Annotated in this window: 13 protein-coding genes and 2 tRNA genes; 1 reads left to right on the plus strand and 14 read right to left on the minus strand. The window is 38.2% G+C overall.

Translation table 11 applies throughout. The features are described from left to right. Positions 1-3: 3 nt before the first annotated feature. From RM549_RS13385 to RM549_RS13435, 11 genes are all read right to left on the minus strand, one after another. Positions 4-1,884, minus strand: coding sequence for a tetratricopeptide repeat protein (locus tag RM549_RS13385; RefSeq protein ID WP_311685654.1), 1,881 nt, complete (start codon positions 1,882-1,884; stop codon positions 4-6). Between the two features lie 150 nt (positions 1,885-2,034). Next, positions 2,035-3,306 carry a serine--tRNA ligase gene (gene serS / locus RM549_RS13390; RefSeq protein WP_311685656.1) on the minus strand — a complete coding sequence of 424 codons (1,272 nt, stop codon included), beginning with the start codon at positions 3,304-3,306 and terminating at the stop codon, positions 2,035-2,037. Between the two features lie 72 nt (positions 3,307-3,378). Continuing rightward, positions 3,379-4,701: an HTTM domain-containing protein gene (locus RM549_RS13395; RefSeq protein WP_311685657.1), complete on the minus strand. Its 1,323-nt coding sequence runs from the start codon at positions 4,699-4,701 to the stop codon at positions 3,379-3,381. After that, positions 4,691-5,629 (minus strand): bifunctional riboflavin kinase/FAD synthetase, encoded by a 939-nt coding sequence (locus tag RM549_RS13400; RefSeq protein ID WP_311685659.1) that lies wholly within the window; start codon positions 5,627-5,629, stop codon positions 4,691-4,693. The genes RM549_RS13395 and RM549_RS13400 overlap by 11 nt, the downstream gene beginning before the upstream one ends. 7 nt (positions 5,630-5,636) lie before the next feature. Next, positions 5,637-6,263 (minus strand): aminoacyl-tRNA hydrolase, encoded by a 627-nt coding sequence (gene pth, locus RM549_RS13405; protein WP_311685661.1) that lies wholly within the window; start codon positions 6,261-6,263, stop codon positions 5,637-5,639. Positions 6,264-6,665: 402 nt separating this feature from the next. Beyond that, on the minus strand, positions 6,666-7,325 hold the full coding sequence (locus RM549_RS13410) for a 50S ribosomal protein L25/general stress protein Ctc (RefSeq protein WP_311685663.1): 660 nt from the start codon (positions 7,323-7,325) through the stop codon (positions 6,666-6,668). Between the two features lie 544 nt (positions 7,326-7,869). Further along, complete coding sequence (locus RM549_RS13415) at positions 7,870-8,811, minus strand: ribose-phosphate pyrophosphokinase (RefSeq protein ID WP_311685665.1); 942 nt, start codon at positions 8,809-8,811, stop codon at positions 7,870-7,872. A gap of 345 nt (positions 8,812-9,156) precedes the next feature. Continuing rightward, entirely contained in the window at positions 9,157-10,911 is a 1,755-nt protein-coding gene (locus tag RM549_RS13420) for an asparagine synthase-related protein (RefSeq protein WP_311685667.1), read from the minus strand. A 281-nt stretch (positions 10,912-11,192) separates the two neighbouring features. Beyond that, positions 11,193-12,002 carry a 3'(2'),5'-bisphosphate nucleotidase CysQ gene (gene cysQ, locus RM549_RS13425; RefSeq protein ID WP_311685669.1) on the minus strand — a complete coding sequence of 270 codons (810 nt, stop codon included), beginning with the start codon at positions 12,000-12,002 and terminating at the stop codon, positions 11,193-11,195. A 25-nt stretch (positions 12,003-12,027) separates the two neighbouring features. Continuing rightward, entirely contained in the window at positions 12,028-13,053 is a 1,026-nt protein-coding gene (gene cysC, locus RM549_RS13430; RefSeq protein WP_311685670.1) for an adenylyl-sulfate kinase, read from the minus strand. A gap of 171 nt (positions 13,054-13,224) precedes the next feature. Further along, positions 13,225-13,698 (minus strand): UpxY family transcription antiterminator, encoded by a 474-nt coding sequence (locus RM549_RS13435; RefSeq protein WP_311685671.1) that lies wholly within the window; start codon positions 13,696-13,698, stop codon positions 13,225-13,227. Positions 13,699-13,990: 292 nt separating this feature from the next. Here RM549_RS13435 and RM549_RS13440 point away from each other — a divergent pair. Then, positions 13,991-14,072, plus strand: a tRNA-Leu gene (locus RM549_RS13440). A gap of 474 nt (positions 14,073-14,546) precedes the next feature. Here RM549_RS13440 and RM549_RS13445 read toward each other — a convergent pair. The 3 genes from RM549_RS13445 to RM549_RS13455 form a co-directional block, all read right to left on the minus strand. After that, positions 14,547-14,631, minus strand: a tRNA-Phe gene (locus tag RM549_RS13445). A gap of 11 nt (positions 14,632-14,642) precedes the next feature. Continuing rightward, a complete protein-coding gene (locus RM549_RS13450) occupies positions 14,643-17,162 on the minus strand; it encodes a DEAD/DEAH box helicase (RefSeq protein ID WP_311685672.1) in 2,520 nt (839 codons plus the stop codon). A 278-nt stretch (positions 17,163-17,440) separates the two neighbouring features. Then, positions 17,441-17,644 (minus strand): hypothetical protein, encoded by a 204-nt coding sequence (locus RM549_RS13455; protein ID WP_311685674.1) that lies wholly within the window; start codon positions 17,642-17,644, stop codon positions 17,441-17,443. Between the last annotated feature and the right edge of the window lie 116 nt (positions 17,645-17,760).

The following is a 17,760-nucleotide window of genomic DNA, read 5'->3' on the forward strand; positions in this document are numbered from 1 at the left end:
GGACTATTCGATCTGATCTCCCCGTAATGTGCGGAAACTTTTCCTGGCATCCACAAAATAAATACTGTCGGCAAAATTAAAAATTATCTGCTCATAGTAATCCTTTGCCTTTTCTGGCTCATTAAGATAGTTAGCATATAATTCTGCTAGGAAAAAATTAGCATTATCGGCCAGAATATCTTCATTATAAAGCTCAATAATTTGTAGATAATTAGCCTCTGCCTTTTTATAGTCGGCTAATTTTTCATGCAATTTTGCCTGTTTTAAAAGCGCTTCGTCTTCAATTTTTTCCCCTTTATGACGTGTAAGCACACTATCCAGCACGATTACAGCTTCAGAATCTTTTTGCTGAAATGCCAGCAGGTCTGCCCTTGCATATTGCTTTAAAGCTGCCTGTGTAGAATCCTCAATAGAATTATCTTCAATAAGCAAACTCAACTCCATCGCATCATTGGAAATTAGTTGAGAAGTTGAAGATTTTAAAACATCCAGCTGATTCTTTGCCCATTCAAAATCGCCTTTGTAATAGCTGGTTTTTGCCACTTTAAAACGTGCATTCTGAGAAATCTCATCATTCTTGACCAGTTTTTGCACCTGCGAATAATAGATCAAAGCTTCATTGAATTTTTCTTCCAACACCAGAATATCGGCAAGTGTCATTTTCACCGAAGCTTTGTCAAAATCGCTATTTGCCTTTTCTGATAAGTCTTTGAGCAACTGCACCGCTTCTTCATTTCTATTTCTTTTAAAGGCCAGGAACGAAGCATAATCAATCTGAAGCGACAAAGTGTTTAAACTATAACCAAATTGAGATAATAACTGCTGAAATTCAGCATCAAGATCTTCATACTCCTCAGGTTTTGCGGTTTCCAGCTTTAAAGCCAGTAATAACTGATTTCCCTGCAGAATAATATTTCCTGAAGGTGATTCTTCTATTACGTAACCAATAATTTCTTTTGCTGTTTCTAAATCCTCGTTATCACGGGCGATAATTGCCAAATTTATGATGCCTTGCAACCCGCCATCTCCCCGGCGATACATAGCTTTCTCCTGAATAAATGCGCGATCATATTGCTTTTGCTGAACAAAAAGCCAGCTCAAAATTTCGTTATAGATCAAAGAGGGATTTTCCTGAAGCTTCTTCAGTAGTAATTTTCTAAAGATCGTATTGGCTTCTGAAGAAGCATCTTCAGAAATAAATCGATTAAATTCCCTGTTGGCCACCGGAAAAAACTTAGGATCGGCATCTATAAGATCCAGGTAATTCCGGAACATTTCTTCAGTTTTACCCTGCTCTCCATATAATCTGGCAAGCTGAAGGTTAAAATTCATTTCCGGATTAAGTTCCATCGCTCTTACATAGGCTTTGGAAGCGAAATCCAGCAGATTGTATTTTTCAAATCCGCGGGATATAGAATAAGCATAATTGGGCCTACCTTCTATGGCCCCCAAAGCTTCCTCATAAAATTGATTAGCTTTGGATTCATTTCCTTTCAGTTCAAAATTATGTCCCAGCTCTATTAGCACATTCGGATTATTCGCTGAATTATTAAGCTTATCGTACAAAAGCTTTTCTGCTGCTTCAAAATTTTCAAGTTGCTGGTAAGAAGATACTACTCCTTCAAAAAACATCGGATTAGCAGGATTTTCCTTTAAAAGCTGCTGGTAAGTTTTCAGAGCTTTTTCATATTCCCCTTGGTCAAAATAGTTCATTGCCAATTGCTCTGACTGGGAATACAGCGAAAAATTGACGAACAAAAACAGGCAAAAGGAAAGCACATAACGCATAGCGTAAATATAAGGATTTGTGCTGTTTAATGATGATTTTATAGACGTAGATCTTTTATAAAATCTGCAGGAACAAATCCATACCGAGTTCTTCATTCTACTGCTTCAACAGAAATTAAATTTCAGGTAAGCCTGATAAAAAATAAAAAGCGCTACGAGGGTAATATATTCTACTTTTCTTAATTTTTTACCTAAAAAAGGCTGAAAATTGGCAATTTTCGACCTTTACTAAATTAGACAGCGCAACTAATCTATTACCGTAAACCCCGTGTATGGAACGAGTACTTCAGGAACTTTAATACCTTCCGGAGTCTGATAATTTTCCAGAATTCCGGCAAGCACTCGTGGTAAGGCTAATGCACTTCCGTTTAAGGTATGTACCAGCTCTTTGTTATTATCCTTGTCTTTATAGCGCAACTTCAATCGGTTCGCCTGAAAAGTTTCAAAATTGGACACAGAGCTAATCTCCAGCCAACGATCCTGTGCAGTCGAGAACACTTCAAAATCATAAGTGAGGGCGGCAGTAAAACCAAGATCACCGCCACAAAGTCGCAGAATACGATAAGGCAGTTTCAGGTCCTTAAGAATATCTTTCACGTGTTCTACCATTCCGTCCAGGGCAGCATAGGAATCCTGAGGTTTTTCAAGTCTTACCAGCTCTACCTTATCAAATTGGTGCAAACGGTTTAATCCGCGTACGTGTGCTCCGTAAGACCCTGCTTCCCTTCTAAAACACGGCGTATAACCGGTGCAACTGATAGGAAAATCCTTTTCGGTTAGCAGATTATCCCTAAACATGTTGGTCATAGGCACTTCTGCAGTCGGGATCATATACAGATCATCTTCAGCAATATGGTACATCTGGCCCTCTTTATCGGGTAACTGTCCTGTACCATAACCAGAAGCTTCATTTACCATTAACGGCAACTGATATTCAGTATAACCAGCTTCCACAGCTTTATCCAGGAAATACGTGATGAGGGCGCGTTGCAATCTTGCTCCTTTTCCTTTATACACAGGAAAACCAGCACCGGCAATTTTGTTCCCCAGTTCAAAATCTATAATATCGTATTTTTTTGCCAGTTCCCAGTGCGGCAAAGAACCTTCAGCTAAAACCGGAATATCCCCTTCTTTAAAAACCTCTTCATTATCTTCTTCGGAAGTTCCCGCGGGAACAGATTCATGCGGAATATTGGGAATCGTGTACAGGTGCTTTTCCATTTCAATAATCGTATTGGCAAGCAACTCTGAATAATTTTTAGAATTCTCTTTTAATCTTCCGGTCTTCTCTTTTAATAAATTAGCCTTTTGCTTTTCCCCATTCTTGAAAAGATTTCCAATTTCTTTAGATAGTTTATTAGATTCGGCTAAAGTTTTGTCCAGTTTTGTTTGGGTAGAACGGCGCATATCGTCCAGCTGCAAAAGCTCGTCAAAAATACCCTGAGCATCAAAATTTCTCTTTTTTAAAGCTGCTATAAAAACATCTTTCTGCTCTCTGATAGTGCTGATTTGTAACATAAGGCCGTTATTTTTAGAAGTGCCGGTTAATTATTTTTGAAGGAGCAAATGTAACAAAAGCGCTTAAAAGTTCTAGTCTAAATCTGAAGGTAAAATCCAGTCATTATGGCTAAAATGGCTCCATTCTGCCTTAGCCATATCCACTTTTGGATCGATAAGTCGCCTTGCGGTTCGACCATTAACGCTTACTTTAGCATCAATGTAAATTTCTATTTCCTTTCCCTGCTCTGCATATTCTTCTTCAAGCCGCTGTGCAAACTGCCAGAGCATATCGGGCTTAGAATTGATTGCCCGCCGTTGTTTTTTGCTTAAATAATCGAATTTATTAACAATAAGCGTATCTGAAGTGCCTTTTTCAACAAGTTTAAACCGACTGCTTCCGCTTTTGGAACGCAGCATCATCCTCCAGCTCAAACGATGTCCTTCTTCTGTCCACAGCACATTATCCTGAAAAAACCAATGTCTTAGCGGCAAAGAAATCTGAATTATAAACCAGCACGCCAAAATGCCAATTATCGCCTTGTTATAAGATGGAACAATGATTTCTCCTTTGTCGTAGTGCGGCTTTTTTTTCCGAAGGAACCATTTGTTGATTTTTTCCGTAGGGAAAAAGAAAAGTATAAAAGCCAGCGAGAGGTAAGGAAAAATTCCAATCTGAAAAATTACACTGTTGAAAAGGTGGAAAAAAATTGCCAGCAAAAAAGCCGGTACCCGCGTCTTTCGCCATAACAGCAACGGAATTATTAACAGATCGAATATAAGTCCAAACCATGTGATTACCGGCCTTATCCATTGCTGTTGTAGAAAATCGCCCACCAGCCAGTAATCCTGCTTACTCTTCATTAGAATATCCGGCACCGTACCATCCAGCCAGTCGGGATAAAATTTGGCGACAGAAGCGTAGGTGTAAACAATCCACAATTGTAGTACTATAAATATCCAAACCCAGCGCGGCATCGAAATTTTCCTGAGCGAGGGATTCCGGATAGCATCCAGGGAAATATGCCGGTGTGCAGGTAAAAAAAGCATAATCATGCACAACAACATTAGCAGATAGTAATGATTATTATAGGAAGATTTTTGCATGAGGTACACTCCCGCCCACATAAGCCCGTAACAAAATATGCTTAGCCGGTATTTAAAACCCAGCATCACAAAAACACCGAACAGCCCCATTAAACCGTAATACCAGAGCATAAGATCGCCAGGTAACGGCTGTAAAAATTCGAAGCCAATAAAATTAAAAGTAAATTTTGGTGGATCTATTAGAGTTCTTTGGATCCAGCCGGAGAATATTGCACCCCAGGCTTCAAGGGTGATTAGCAATCCAAAAAGAATCCTGAAAACTACAAGAGCAGAATTATCTATGTGTTTAAAAAGCCACCTATTCAGCATAGTTATCACGTATATACTGCCTGGAAAAAGCCTGATCCTGCTTCATCGCAATTTTTAGTGAATCTACAGAATCAAATTTTTTCTCGTCCCGGATACGGACCAACAGTTGAATCTGAAGCTTTTTACCGTAAAGATCCTGATCCAGTTTAAAAAAGTATGTTTCTATAGTCTGATCTTCCCCGCCAACGGTAGGATTGGTTCCTATATTCATCATTCCAAAGTAAACTTTTCCATCAATTTCAGATTTCACAACGTAAACTCCGTTTTTGGGAATCAATTTATAATCTTCCTTAATTTCGAGATTTGCAGTAGGGAAACCAAAGTCCTTACCGAGTCCGCGGCCTTTTACCACATTTCCGGTTAAGGTAAATGGATGCTGAAGGTAATTATTTGCCCTTTCCACCCTTCCTTCGTACAGCGCATTTCTAATCTTTGTAGAACTGACCGCTACAGCTTCCACTTCCTGTTTGCTAATCTCCTCGACTTCGAAACCGAATTGCTCCCCAAATTCCTTCAAGTTGTGAATATCTGCAGTACGATTCCTTCCAAAACGATGATCGTAACCAATGATTACCTTTTTTGCTTTTAGCTTGTTCACAAGAATTTCACGAACAAATTCCAGAGCGGAAAGCCGGGAAAACTGGTGCGTAAACGGATGAATAATCAAATGATCAACGCCTGTAGTCTCCAGCATTTGCTTCCTTTCAGCAATGGTATTAATTAATTTAAGTCCGCTTTCCTTTTGCAGCACCATCCTTGGATGCGGAAAAAAAGTAAGGATAGCAGATTCCAGGTTATTAGCTTTTGCTGTATTTACGAGCCGTTCAATAATTTTTTGATGCCCTGCATGCACTCCGTCAAAAGTCCCTATTGTTACAGTGGTCTGGCGCTCACTGGTAAAGGCATGTGCTCCCTGATGTTCTTTCAAAGTCGGCTTATTTTCCGTTAAAATTATTCATTGTATTTGAAACACCGGCAGTTCCAAAAGATTTTATAAGTTCTGCAGATTTTTTCAACCTCTCCGGAAGGTTTCTCTTTTCCTCGTCTGTCCATTCCCCCAGCACATAGTCGATCTGTTTTCCTTTAGAAAATTCATCACTTATTCCGAATCTAAACCTGTTGTACTTTGTGGTATTAAGGACGTTCTGGATATCTTTTAATCCGTTATGGCCGCCGTCACTACCTTTTGTTTTTAAACGCAATGTTCCAAAAGCGAGGTTGAGATCGTCTGTCACAACCAGCAGATTTTCCGGAAGAATTTTTTCCTTCGTCATCCAGTAATTCACAGCCTTTCCGCTAAGATTCATGTAAGTGCTGGGTTTCAATAGAATAAAAGTGCGGCCTTTAAATTTAAATTGAGCGATATCTCCCAGCCGGTCTGTAGAAAAGGAGATTTCCTCCTGTGAAGCAAGATAATCTACAATTTTAAAGCCTATGTTATGTCTTGTATTTTCATATTCGCTGCCTATATTTCCGAGACCAGCTATTAAAAATTTCTTCATGGGATCAATTTCTTCCTGAGGCTTTCTTTTACTTAATATTCTTCCGAAGAAAGACAACATATGCTCTTTTTGGTAAAGATAAAATTAAAAATGAAGTGGAAAGTGGAAACAATTTAAAGATTTGATGATTTGGTGATTGAGCACGATTGGAATGTGAAATTTTCCTCTTTAACTCTTTTTTCTTTATACTGGAAATCGATATTTGGCATTTTTGAATGCTCTTATTATGGAGAGAGGAAAGTTAAAGCCTTTCTAACTAAGCCGGATGAAACATCCTTTTACTGAAGCCGATTTTATTAAAACCAAATTTAACATTTTCACTCCATTACTCTTTCGCTCTTTAACTCTTTGACTTTGCGCTTTAAAACCTTTAAAATGTTAACTTATTTCAATAAAAAAAGCATTCCGAATTCCGGAAAAACCGAAACAGGAATGCTTTAATTTATTTTGAGAATCAGCTATTTATTCTTTGCTATCTCCTTCAGCTCCGGCTGCATCATCTACTTCAGTAGCTGGTACTTCATCTGCTGCTACTTCGTCTTCATCTTCTTCGTCTTCAAGATCTTCAACGATATTACGTGAAGTTCTAACCTGACAAATTACTGTGTTATCTGGGTGCTGAATTTTAAAATCATCACTTTCAACAGCAGTAACATAAAGCTTCTGTCCAATCTTAAGTTTGGTAACATCTGCTTCGATAAAATCTGGTAAGTCTCCAGGAAGCCCTTTAACTTTCAGACGACGTAGGTTATAACGTAAAACCCCACCATTTTTAACCCCACGCGGAATTCCTACAGTGTGGATTGGAATTTCCATAGTAATTGGAGTGTCTTCAAAGATTTCATAAAAATCCATGTGAAGGATAGCATCTGTTACAGGATGAAACTGAATATCCTGCAATACAGCGTTATACTTCTTACCGCCTTCTAATTGAATTTCCACTGTGTGAACATCTGGAGTGTAAATTAGATTCTGGAATGCAATTTCCTCGGCAGCAAAGTGTAAAGGCTCCTGCCCCCCACCATACAATACGCAAGGAACCTGTCCAGCATTACGTAAGGCCTTCGTTGATTTCTTGCCTACGCTTTCTCTTTTAGATCCGTTGATCGTAATTGACTTCATTATTATTAATTTTTAGGCTGCAAAAGTAAATTTTTTTTCGCTTCTATAAAAAGTTATTGTTTAAAAGTTTGGAGGTCTTTCAGTTGTGGATTGTTTGGTGTTTGGTGTTTCGGAGTTGGGAGTTTAGATCTCTGTTGCCTGTTCTGGGTTGTATTTAAAGTGGGAAGAGGAGAGTGGGAAGTTCATTATTCCGCAGTTGTGGTTTACCGGTTGTCAGTTTATTTGTACGGAGCTTGGGATTTGGAGAAGAAAAGTTTCAGGTTTTAGGTTTGAAGTCCCGCTGATCGCGCAGACGCTAGGAAGTTTGTTGTTCAGAGTTTGCAGTTGATTGAAAAGTTTAAAGTTTCAGGTTTAGCTTCTCACCTCTGATCCCGCAGAACGTTCAAAATTCGAAATCCGGTACAGCGGTTTAAAGATTTTCCCTTTTATTTAACTCCTTCCCTTTTTAACTCTTTAACTTAAACAGACCTTCCTCTACGCCAATCTCCGTTTTAAAAGCTTTTACGCTTTGAACTTTCAGACTTTTCAACTTTCAACTCAATATCTACATTATAAATTTAGAGCTGATAGACCTGTTATTATGCACTCTGTTCATTACATCAGCAAATAAATCGGCGCAGCTAACGACTTTAATTTTTCTGCTTTCCTTTTTCAGCGGAATTGAGTCGGTTACAATTAATTCCTGCAATTTCGAATTTTCAACCCGCTCATAAGCTTCTCCCGAAAGTACGGGATGGGTACAGATTGCCCGGACACTAATTGCACCGCGTTCCATCATGAGGTCAGCAGCTTTGGTAAGGGTTCCGGCAGTATCTACCATATCATCCACCAGCACAACATTTCTTCCTTCCACATTACCTATTAGTTCCATATGGGAAACAACATTGGCTTTTCCACGTTGCTTATAGCAAATAACCACATCACTTTCTAAGGCTTTTGAATAGGCATAAGCTCTCTTTGAACCTCCCATATCGGGAGATGCTATGGTAAGATTACTTAGATTCAGATTTCTGAGATACGGTAAAAATACAGTGGAAGCAAAAAGATGATCTACAGGTTTTTCGAAGAAGCCCTGGATCTGATCTGCATGCAGGTCCATCGTAATTATTCGGGTAGCTCCTGCGGTTTCGAGAATACTGGCAATCATTTTCGCCGCGATAGGTACACGCGGTTTATCTTTTCTATCCTGTCTTGCCCATCCAAAATATGGCATTACCGCTGTAATATGACGCGCAGAGGCACGTTTTGCAGCATCCAGCATTAAAAGCATCTCCATAAGATGGTCTGCACCAGGATGGGTCGAGCCAATAATAAATACCCTGGCACCACGTACAGATTCTTCAAAAGAAGGCTGAAACTCCCCGTCGCTGTAAGTAGAGGTAATCACATTCCCAAGTTTGCTGCCATAAGCAGCTGCAATTTTTTCGGCGAGTTCCCTGCTTTGCGTACAATTAAAGAATTTCGCGTCAGTTACTACGGTAGACATAGTGGATAATTATTTTGAGAGTAAATATAGTTGAAATTGTAAGCGCTGCAAATTTAGGAATAATTTCTATTGATATGCGGTGGCTGTTTTGTGTTCTTTTTAAAAATTAGCAGACGGTAGACGGTAGACGGTAGACGGTAGACGGTAGACATGCTTAAAAGATATTAGCCTAGTCTACTTTACTCTTTTCTCTTCTTAACTATTTCCTTTTTGAAATTAGAAAATCTCCCGCTAATTCCCCAGATTTATGCAGAAGAAAAACAGGAATATCTTTTCCTTTTTACGTATAAATAAACAAAATATAGTCCGAACCGAATTAGTCGTTGTAGACATTTGAAAAAAAGTTCAAGGTTTGGATTTCGCAGACGAAATTCCCTCCGTTACCTGTAGTAGCCTGAATTTTTGGGACACATTGAAATGCCGGTATATCTCTTCGGCACTTTTTCCTTTAAAGTTTTCGTTTATTTTTTCCAATCCCTCTGAATATTTCTCGATCATTTTCCTCCATTCATTACTCTGTGCGAGAACGTCCCACTGCGCCCAGGGACCGTGATTCCTGCGACGAAATTCCCTTGTTTCTCTCAATTTCCTCATATATCTTAAAGGAAGCGCTATAAACCGATTAATCATGTCTGGGAAATAAGGTAACCTGCCAGTATTGTGCATCAGCCATTTAGAAGGCTTTAATAAGGGTTTTGCTACTCTATGAAAGAGCAGCCGGTTCAGTTTCCATTCCTGAGGGATACGAGCCGAAATTTTTACTATTTCACCAGAGGTAAAAGGTTCATAGCTTCTAAAAAGTCTTCGGTTCGCATGGATATTGGGCGCACTCTCATGCATTGATATTGGCCAGAAATTAAACCATTCCGTAGCAGATTGGGGTCGCATTTTCTCTATTAGGTCAATATGCGTCTTCCGTCGTTTATTTACTTCCTCTAAAACTTCAGTCGAAAAAAGCTTATGTTGAACCTTTTTTAATTGTGGATTTTGTTGTTTTACCCTGGCTCCAAATCGGGTTTTTGGTTCTTTTGGTATTCGTGCACCTTTCAGAAAAGCATCAGCAAAAAGGCCGCCGAACACTGCATTATATTTCTTCAGTTGACAACTTTGATGAAATCCATAGGAATGGGCATGCATATATTCGGCCCCGCTGCCCACAAGTCGGGAAGCAGCAGGAAGAATTTGAAGATAATGATTTTTAGTACGGCTTGCCAACTTAAAATTTGCACCATAAATTTTAGCAGCTTTTTGAGCCAAAATTCCTTCCCGGTTCATCGAGTCCAGAAAAACAAAGGCATCCCGCTTTATATTCTCTGGTAAAAGTGCCGCAACTAATCTGGAATCTTCGCCACCACTTATAAATTGTGCCACTTCTATTGTTTTATCACAAACTATTTCTATATATCGTTCTATACTCTCCCTGACATCTGTCGCGGCCGTTTCAACAGAAGTATAAAAGTTTGTTTCGGTGGGGATCCAGTAAGTTTTAGAGTTAAAAGTTTCTTCATCTTCTTTGTGGACGTAAACCGTGGCGGGCAATAATTGTTTAATTGAGGTATACATAGTAAACGGAAAAGTTACCACCCCGGTAAGAATAAAGTCTGCGCGGGATACAACATCAATATCCATCTGCCTATCCGCAACATTTGCTAGCACATCCACGTGGGAAGAAAGAAACAGATCATTTTTATCCTTAAAAAGATAAACCGGAATGAATGATAATAAATCGGTTACACATAAAAGTTCTCCTCTGCCCTTATCGACAATCAGGAGGGCAAACGCACCGCTTAGATCCTCATCCCATTTAATTTTTCCTTTCTGCCACCGATCATAAACTTGCCTAGTACCTTTGTTTCCATTTTCTGAAGAAATAAAAGAATTGGCAGTAAAATTAAGCACGGGACCTCCTAAAACAACAAAAATATGCTCCTCTGTCTCAATAGGCAAGAATCCGTTGTACAGATTCTTACTAACTGCCAAAGACCCCCAACTTCCGTGGAATTCTGTTATCTCAAGTTTTTCCTCCGTCAGAATCTTTTTTATCTCCAGCGCTAGCTGATCTTTTAGAAAAGACTTTTTAGAAAAAATAAAATCGGACATGGCTTTTTTTAATAGTTAAAGAGTAAAAAGTTTAGAATTTAAAAGTTCGGAAACAAATTTAATTTTGTGATTGGACTTTGCAGATTTACGCTGAAAAACTTCTCCACCCTTCCCTCTCCCCTGCATAAATCCTATGCCAGAAATGCCAATTATCGACCTTAAAGAAGTTCATAATACTTTATGACACTTTTCCTTCTTAATTCTTTAAAGCCACAACTACGAGAGAAGCAAATAATGAATATTGAACTGAACTCTGCCTCTTCACCATTCACGAGAAACTTTTAAACCTTCAAATTATCTTCATCCACAACCAGAAACCAGTTATTTAGCAGATTTTCGCGGTTATAAAGCATTTCTTCTTTTGTCTCGTAATCAATTACCTTTTTTCCTGCATAGGTACAGATTGCCTGGCCTGCCGCGGTGTCCCATTCCATTGTAGGTGCAAAACGCGGATAACAGTCGGCTTTGCCTTCTGCCACCATGCACAACTTCAGAGAACTACCCACAGAGATAGTATCTACTTTTCCATGTTCATTTTCCAAAGAATTTATATATTCTTTTGTTTCAGAAGAAAGATGAGATTTACTTGCCACAACAGTATAATTTCCCCTTTCAAAAGTTATAGGAAGTTTAATGGCAGTTTTCAGCAACTCCTGCACTCCCGAAAATTCCGTTATTTTATCTACTTTATAAGAGCCAACTCCTTTTGCAGCAAAATAAAGTTCTTCTAAAGCGGGGACGTAAATCACTCCCAATACAGGTTTTTGATCTTCTACCAGCGCAATATTTACAGTAAATTCGCCATTCCTTTTAATAAATTCTTTTGTACCATCTATAGGATCTACTATCCATAACTTCGACCAATCTTTACGATTCTTGTAAGAAAGATCCTTACCTTCTTCTGAAAGGATTGGGATTTCCAGTTGCTCCAGATAACTCATTATGATATTATGCGAAGCCAAATCTGCCTTGGTTAGCGGGGAATCATCTTCTTTTGCCACGATCTCGAAATCCTCATTTTTATAAATTTCCATAATACGCTTTCCCGCCTCGATAGAAGCCTGGATTGCTGTTTCTAAAAGTTTGGTCATATTATTTTACTATTAATTATTGACGTTATTTCCTGCTTACAATCCTTCTCTCAACTACACATATAATTTGCTCTACTGCTTCTTGAGCAGTACAGTTCTCTGTATCTATGGTAATATCAAAGTCAACGGGTTCTTCATAAGGCGCATCGATACCTGTAAAATTTTTAATTTCTCCGGAACGGGCTTTTTTATAAAGACCTTTTACATCTCTCCTTTCACATTCCTGAAGGGAAGTTTTTACGAAAATTCCCACGAACCTTTCGCCAACTATTTGTTTAATAATTTCCCTATCAGACTTCAAAGGAGTGATAAAAGCGGCAATAACGACAGTTCCAGAATCGATAAATAGCTTGGCTACTTCAGCTATTCTACGAATATTCTCAGATCTTTCTTCTGAAGTAAACACGAGGTCTTTATTTAATCCTGTGCGAATGTTGTCGCCGTCCAGAGAATAGGTATGAATTCCTTTTTCAGCTAATTTTTTTTCCACCAAATTGGCAAGAGTCGATTTTCCAGAACCAGAGAGACCGCTAAACCAGACCACCAATGGTTGGTGCCTTTTGAGTTGAGATCTATATTTTTGAGATACGCTATATTCTTGCGGGAGGAGGTTATCTTGGGCTAAAACATGTTCTTTGGTGCTCCTGTCTTTAATCCCATAATCAACTTTATACCAGACTCTTTCATGTAAATAATAAAGAAGCATTTTCGTCACTACCTCTACCATTCCCACTTGAAGACCCACCACCGGATTTCCTGAAATAAGCCAGGCCAGAAGCATAGTATCCAGAGTTCCCACAACTCTCCAACTGATAGTTTTAAGAATATGCCGCCACTGGCTAATTACTTGTTTCCCCAGGTTTATCCTAATCCATAGCCGCTCATGGAAATAGTACAGCAGCATTTTTGTGAGGACTTCGGCCAGACCAATTTGCAGACCCATAAATGGATCGCCGGTAATAAACCAGGAAAGGAGAATGGTATCGAGGGTACCAATACACCTCCAGGTAATGGCCTTAGCGATATGCCGCTTATGTGAGACTTCTTTCAATTCGTCCAGCTACGGATTAATAATGATTAAGATTTGGGTAAAGCTTTTCTACCGGTGCAGATTTGAGACTCTGCACAAGCACCAAAAATAATTATTCTAGGGAAATCTCATGCTTTTATACGGAATTACTTAATATCCGAACATGAGCAAAGCATTTAGTAAAACCAGACTCTATACAACATCTGAAATTTTTGCGGTAACGATGCAACCCATAGAAGGAAGTAGCAACCTCATATATTTTTTTCCGATTTCTTTAATGAAAGCCTCCTGATCCTTAAAAGCTCCCTGGGAAATTTTCACATTATCACCAACAGAAATTGCTTCAACCTTTACTTCATCTACTTTCTCATCATCCAGCCAGTCACGTATCGTATCAATTTCCGCATCGCGAACAATAGCTGGTTTTCCCAGCCAATAAAGGTAACGGACCACTCCCGGTACATCGAAAACATTGTTACGATCTTTCTCAGCAAGATGAACGAATAAATAGGATCTGAAAAGAGGAACTGTGATTTTTTTCTTCCGGTCGCTCCATTGCTTTACCTCTGTAATCGTGGGGCAATAAGCCCGTATGTTTTTCTTCTGGAGGTTTTCAAAAACTTTTAATTCCCATTTTGGTTTTGTATACAAAACGTACCACTGCATAAGCGATGTCTAATTTGATCCTTCAGTAGTAGGGCGAAGAAGGGATTTAGAATTTATTATTAACAAAGCTAGTACAATTTATAGATAAAGCACAGGGATTTTTACAAGCTGTTATTTTTTTATGATACTTTTATAAGAGGACATTTAAAAACAAGAATAATAGTAGAAAAAAATTTAAAAATTCGATAATTACATCAATTTTATTTACTTTTGCGATCCATTTTGCTCGAGTGGCGGAATTGGTAGACGCGCTGGATTCAAAATCCAAATTTAGAAAGGCGCAAAATGATATGCCGAAGTGGTGGAATGGTAGACACGAAGGATTCAAAATCCTTTGCTGATAAGGCGTGAGGGTTCGAGTCCCTCCTTCGGTACGAAAAAAGCTGAGATGAAAATCTCGGCTTTTTTTATGACTTGGTACAACATAGGTACAACATTTTGCTATTTTTCTTCTTGGCTTTAAGTTTGATCTGTTTTGCTATTAAAAGCTAATAAATGCTATTTTCACAGCCTTTGTGTAGTAAGATCTGGTATTCATAATCCCCCTTTTAGCACATTTCCCTGCATTCTGCAGAAAAAGCTCCATATCGGGCAAAGAGCGGATCATCCCTAATTGTTGTGTTTATGCAAAATTGTAGGAAGAACAGGTCTAATTATCTTACAAAAAGATAATTCTGTTTAATAATTCATCTGAAACATTCCTTTTCCAAAAATGTTATAAAACCCAAAAGGTGAGTCATAATTATTCCTAAGGATTAAATAAAAAACGGTTTTTTCAATATTTTACGGTCTTGAATTAACCAACAAGCCCGCAACAGAAGCTGCGGGCTATAATACTTACGTATTTGCGGATAGAGGGAGATTCGAACTCCCGGTACAGTTCCCCGTACGCCTGATCTTCAATCAGGTGCCTTAGACCACTCGACCACCTATATTTTAAAAGATTATCCCTTTTTAGAAATTACAGGTTTTAAGAAACTTTTCAAAAAACCGTTTGTTGTTAAATTGTGTGTGCCCAATAAGTTAGCTATTTCTTTAGTACTAGTTGCCGTGAAACCTGAATTATTGATTCCGTCAACAAATCTTCTAAGATTATCTTTTAATAAATTTAATGATTCTTCATCAATCACTCGTGTATTTTCACTAGTATTTACATTCCATCCTTTTATATTTGGAGGTTGAATGGTAACCAAATTAAAATTTGCAGCACCCCCATAGAGTTTTTTAAACCATTCACCTGAACCTAACAATTGATTAATATTATCTCTGGTGATTTCATCGTGTATGGCTCTAGACTTGGCTTCTAAAACGAGGTAATGATTTCCAGTCATCACCCATAGTACATCAGGGCCATTTCCAAATTCCGCTTCGGGTTCCTGAGTATAAAAACCTATAAGCCTACCAATTTCAGCAAAGGCATTCTCAAATTTCGTATGAGGTATATCTTGACTAAATTGAAGATTTTCCAATAAGGTTTCAAAATACATTTTAAAGTCTTGGGAAGTCTCAAATTGCTTGATAAAATTTAAAACTTGAGATGCCTGCTCTTCACTAGCCATAATTTTCGTATAACTATGTCCATTTTTTGATTGCAGCATATGGGAAGTTGTTTGTGCTGCTTTAATTTGAAGGTCATTTGATTTTGGTGCATTATCTAAGTGAAGATAATTAGCTGCTTTTTCAAAATACCAGCCCTTCTGCTTGTCGGTTAATTCTACAGTATCTACTATTTTATCTAGAATTAACTTTGATGCACCTTCATAATCTCTTCTTCTATAATTTTCGATTGCTTGTGACTCAAAATCTGCAATTTCTAAATTCTTTATGATTCGGTCATCAGTTTTGTCAACGTCAACTTTCGATAATATTTCTGAATGATATTCCCTCCAACTCATATCTTGAACGAGACATAGGTTGGCGGTATCCTTAATCGTATTCAAAGATTTATCAGTAGATTCGTCATCAAGAAGCGATAAACCAAGTTTCAATTGCTTGCGTGTAACTGGTGTAAAATATTGTAAGTTGGATTTATTGCCTACAAATTGGAGCAAGTCTTTACCCATTAAATAAACTGCGCAATAATCACTACCTGATCTTACAGCTCTACCAAGTCCTTGTTCTATTATCTGTGCTTTCAAAGAAGCCTTAACGGATTCTAACCGTAATTCGGCATAAAGTTGCTCATAAGAGCTGAATGAGGGATAGCCGTCTAAAATTAAAACGCGGCACATATCACCATTCAAGTCAACACCATCATAACGATTTACTAAAACATAGAACAACCCTTTCTCAGTTCTTAATTTAGCGATTTCTTCATTTATGTTATCATTTTCGATTATCTCCGCTCCAAAATCTTCCCATTTGGTTGCTCTATTTGATGAAGGCGTCAATACCAATACATTTATTCCAGATTCTGAATATTCCTTGGCCAAAGACATAATTTGCTCATCTGTTATTCTTGAATCAAATCTTTGAGGAGCGAGGATCAATCTTTGCCCAACATCCTTACGATCTTTAGGAATCAAGGCATTCTTTATACTATTAATATTAATACCTAAATCTTTAATTAAATCAATCTGATCTTCAAATGTAGCAGATAAAATATATCTATGTTTGGCCTCATTAAAAGCTCTAACATTATGAAATGGCACATAGGATGGTGCGATCTCAATTCCTTTGGGTCCGACATAACAATCGTAAGATTTCAAGTCGTCAGCTATTAAACCCCATTTGAACATAAGCTCTCTATCTTCACTGAAACTGCCTATGAGTTTTATTAACTCATCAATACGCGTTAGCCAAGCCCAATAAGGAACTTTAAGTATCTTGGCATACGGATCACCTTGAATCAGTCGATGATAAGTTCCTGGGGCTTGGTATTTCAGCTCTTCTTGAAATAACTTCAGTAACCTATCTGCCAAGTCGTGATTGAAAGGTATATATAATGTAGTTGCTTCTCTAGCTTTGTCTAGACAGACGTGGGCATCATCAAGGACGATTGAACCAACGTCAATATTATCCCTTTCAAATATAGAACGGGAATTGAACAATTTTTGGAACGTGCATAATAAGATGGCTTTTGAATTTAAGAAGTCATCAGGAAAAACACTTCTTTGCCCGTGATATTCAATTTCACAAACAGGTATTCCATATAGATCCGCTTGCAACTTTGCCTGTTCTAATAGTTGTTTGTCTGGACAGAGATACAAACTTGGACCGACTCCTTCAATCATTTTTGAGTATAACATCAATAGGCTTACAAGAGTTTTTCCTGATCCTGTATTCATTTTACACAAAACATCTCGTTGATCCCTTATGCTATGCCAAGAATTTAACACCTCTTCTTGTATGCCTCTTAGGTATGCGTATCCCTCCTTATGGAATAAATTTTGAAATAATTCTATTGGTTCAAAATTTAATTCCTTTGGAGATGTGTCTTCTAGTTTTTTCTTAAATATATTCATCTATAGCTTTATTTTTTTATTATGATTTGATTAACAAATATCTTAAAAATCTATTGACTGATAGACACACCAATCTTCAATTAGTTAATGAGTTGGAATGAACGCTATGTTTTTCACGTTATTCAGCCCATTCCCCTGCATTCCGCAGAAAAAGCTGCATTTCGGGAAAAGCGCTTCATTACAAAGGTCTTGGACACAACTCCAAAGCTTCCGATTCCCATTCCACTTGCCCGCTCATTCCCTAGAAAATTCGGGAAGCGGCCAAACTCCATTCCAATCTACACCTTTGAAGTCAAGTCCGCTTTAAATCCTACTTCAAGAGGATAATCCGTTTTCATAACCCGGTCAGCACATTGCCGCTCCATTCCGCGAAAAGCTGCATTCCGGGCAAAGCACTTCCCTGTAAAGGTCTTGGACACAACTCTAAAGATTCCGATGTCCATTACGTTAACCCTGCCTGAAAAACGGCAGAAACACTTCATTCCCAATCTACATCTTTAAAGTTAAGTCCGCCTGATAGGAATTCCATTTTATCATTTAGTCCCGCTTCCTATGTTTTTGTACTTCACAAAAGGCATTTAGACCTACTCCCGAGCCA

This window comes from Autumnicola patrickiae (assembly GCF_031846525.1).
Classification (GTDB): Bacteria; Bacteroidota; Bacteroidia; order Flavobacteriales; family Flavobacteriaceae; genus Autumnicola; species Autumnicola patrickiae.